The following is a 2,708-nucleotide window of genomic DNA, read 5'->3' on the forward strand; positions in this document are numbered from 1 at the left end:
GCCAGACGCAGCAGGTCGGGCCGCAGGGTGGTGACCACGAATAGAATAGCCAGGCAGACCGTGACGGCCTGAGCGAATATCAGCCAATATCGGCGCATGATTTTGATAGGACGAGCAATGAAAAAAGTGGACTCCCACGTGCTGGCCAGCTGGCTGGACGACACCTTGCAAGCCGCCCGCTTCAAGGACTACTGCCCCAACGGCTTGCAAGTGGAGGGCCGATCTGAAGTCGGACACATTATCACCGGTGTCACCGCCAGCGAAGCCCTGCTGCGCACGGCGGTCGAACGCGGGGCCGACGCGGTGCTGGTGCATCACGGCTGGATGTGGCGCAACGAAGACCGCCGCGTCATCGGCACCCGCCGCACGCGCATGGCGCTGGCCCTGAAGAACGACCTTAACCTGTACGCCTACCACTTGCCGCTGGATGCGCACCCGACGCTGGGCAACAACGCGCAACTGGCCCGGGTGCTGGGCCTGACGCCGGCGCGCCGGGACGACGGCTCGCCGCTCACCTGTGGCCAGGACAACCTGGTCTGGCTGGGCCAGGCCCCCGGCCTGCAAACGCTTGCGCAACTAGGCGCGCGCGTGGCCGAACGCCTGGGCCGCCAACCCCTGGTCGTGGGTGACCCGGACCAGCCCGTGTCGCGCGTGGCCTGGTGCACGGGCGGCGCGCAAGGCATGCTGGCCGACGCGGTGGACGCGGGCGCCAGCGCCTACATCACGGGCGAGGTGTCGGAATCCACCGTGCACCTGGCGCGTGAGACCGGCGTGGGTTTCATCGCCGCCGGCCATCACGCAACCGAGCGCTATGGCGCAAAAGCGCTGGGTCAGGCCGTGGCCGAACGTTTCGGGATCAAGGTCGAGTTCGTCGACATCGACAACCCGGCATAGAACGCGCTGCCCACGACCTGCCATCCGCCCCCCGAAAGGGGGCGTTTTCATTTCACGATGCCGCCGCCACGTGCGCCAGGCACCCCGCGAATCCGTCGGAATCGGCTCCGGGAAAACCAGAGGGTCTGGTCAAACCCGCGCCTGTGCGTCGCGTCTGGTCAATCGCGGTTCTCTCCCTGTCAATTCTGGCTGACGACCCCCGCCCTAGCATTCCATGCAGTTGCCCGCCGCCGACGCCCTCCCGGCCGGGCCTCCTACGGAGCCACTGCATGCTGACCCTCTACGACCACCCGCGCTCTGGCAACTGCTACAAGGTCCGCCTATTTCTTGCCCTCATCGGCAAGGCCTACCAAAGCACCTTTGTCGACGTGCTGGCCCGCAAGAACCAGACCGCGGCGTTCGAGCGCATCAGCGCCTTTCAGCAGGTCCCCGCGATGACCGATGGCGACATCACCGTCTGGGACAGCCACGCCATCCTGCTGCACCTTGCGCACCACTACGCGCCCGAGTGGTTGGCGCCTTTGCCCCGCATCGGCGCCATGCACGCCTGGCTATCGGTATCCGCCAACGAAATCGCAAACAGCCTGCAACCGCTGCGCTTGACCCGCGTCGTGAGCCACGCCGAGGCCGCCCACCACCTGGGCGTGAGCGAGGCGCTGCTCGACATCCCGGGCATGCAAGCCCGCACGGACCGCGTCCTGCGCGGCATGGACAAGCGCCTTTCGGAACACATGTGGCTGGCCGGTGCCGACGCGCCCACCGTGGCCGACATCGCCTGCTACGGCTACGCGGCGCTGGCCGAAGAAGCCGCCATCGACGTCGCCGCCTATCCCGCCATGGCGGCATGGCGCGAACGCATACGGCAGTTGCCGGGATATGTGACGCCAGGCACCTGAACCTGGCGCGCAACGACACAAAACCATTACGACAAGACAAGAGGAAACCACATGGACGCCATACCCGCCGCGCAGCCTGCTGCCCGATCACACAAGAAACCAAACCTGTTCCGGGTCGCCGTCGCGACCGTCATCGGCACCGCCGTGGAGGCCTTCGACTTCCTCGCCTACGGAACCGCCGCGGCCCTGGTTTTCAACAAGATCTTCTTTCCGCAATTCGATCCGGTGACTGGCACGCTGGCGGCCTTTGGCGCGTTCGCCAGCGGCATGCTGGCGCGTCCCATCGGCGGCATCCTGTTCGGCCACTTCGGCGATCGCGTCGGCCGTAAATCCATGCTGACGCTGAGCCTGCTGCTGATGGGCCTGTGCACCGTGCTCATCGGCCTGCTGCCAACCTATGAACAGATCGGCATCTCGGCCGCCGTGCTGCTGGTGGTGCTGCGCATCGGCCAGGGGCTGTCGTTCGGCGGAGAAATGGGCGGCGCCATGCTGATGGCGGTCGAGCATGCGCCGCCAAAGTGGAAGGCGTTCTTCGGCAGCCTGCCGCTGGTGGGCGCGCCCTTGGGCATCCTGCTGTCGGTGGGGTCCTTCGCGCTGGTGACGCGGCTGCCGGAAGAGGACTTCCTGTCCTGGGGCTGGCGCCTGCCGTTCCTGGCCAGCGCCGTACTCATTGTCGTGGGCCTGTTCATCCGCCACGGCATCGACGAATCCCCCGAGTTCGAACGCGTCAAGCGCGAGCGCGCGCAGGCCAGGCAACCGCTGGAAGACAAAATGCCCCTGCGTGAGCTGCTGCGCGCGCACGGCAAATCGCTCTTGCTGTGCATCGGCTGCAAGATTGCCGAAGTCACGCTGATCTACACCTTCTTGGTGTTCTCGGTGTCCTACGCCTGTCTCTTATACACATCTGACGCTGCCGAC

The 2,708-nt window shown here is 66.2% G+C and carries 3 protein-coding genes and 1 pseudogene; 3 read left to right on the forward strand and 1 reads right to left on the reverse strand.

Annotated features, from left to right (window positions below; genetic code table 11):
* Positions 1-98 (reverse strand): annotated as a pseudogene (locus ACE039_RS16750) (2-alkenal reductase); the annotation flags it as partial.
* A 19-nt stretch (positions 99-117) separates the two neighbouring features.
* Between ACE039_RS16750 and ACE039_RS16755 the strand changes: the two are divergent.
* The 3 genes from ACE039_RS16755 to ACE039_RS16765 all read left to right on the forward strand — a co-directional run.
* Positions 118-894, forward strand: coding sequence for a Nif3-like dinuclear metal center hexameric protein (locus ACE039_RS16755; RefSeq protein WP_310033727.1), 777 nt, complete (start codon positions 118-120; stop codon positions 892-894).
* Positions 895-1,163: 269 nt separating this feature from the next.
* Positions 1,164-1,790, forward strand: a complete 627-nt coding sequence (locus ACE039_RS16760; protein ID WP_485811661.1) for a glutathione S-transferase family protein — start codon at positions 1,164-1,166, stop codon at positions 1,788-1,790.
* A 51-nt stretch (positions 1,791-1,841) separates the two neighbouring features.
* Positions 1,842-2,708: MFS transporter (locus ACE039_RS16765; RefSeq protein ID WP_485822865.1), on the forward strand; the 867-nt coding region annotated here is incomplete at its 3' end.

The sequence above is a fragment of the Achromobacter maghribensis genome (assembly GCF_057334215.1).

Bases quoted from the DNA above. Each gene is read 5' to 3' on its own strand.
- ACE039_RS16755 (WP_310033727.1), top strand. From the start codon at position 118: ATGAAAAAAGTGGACTCCCACGTGCTGGCCAGCTGGCTGGACGACACC.
- ACE039_RS16760 (WP_485811661.1), top strand. From the start codon at position 1,164: ATGCTGACCCTCTACGACCACCCGCGCTCTGGCAACTGCTACAAGGTC.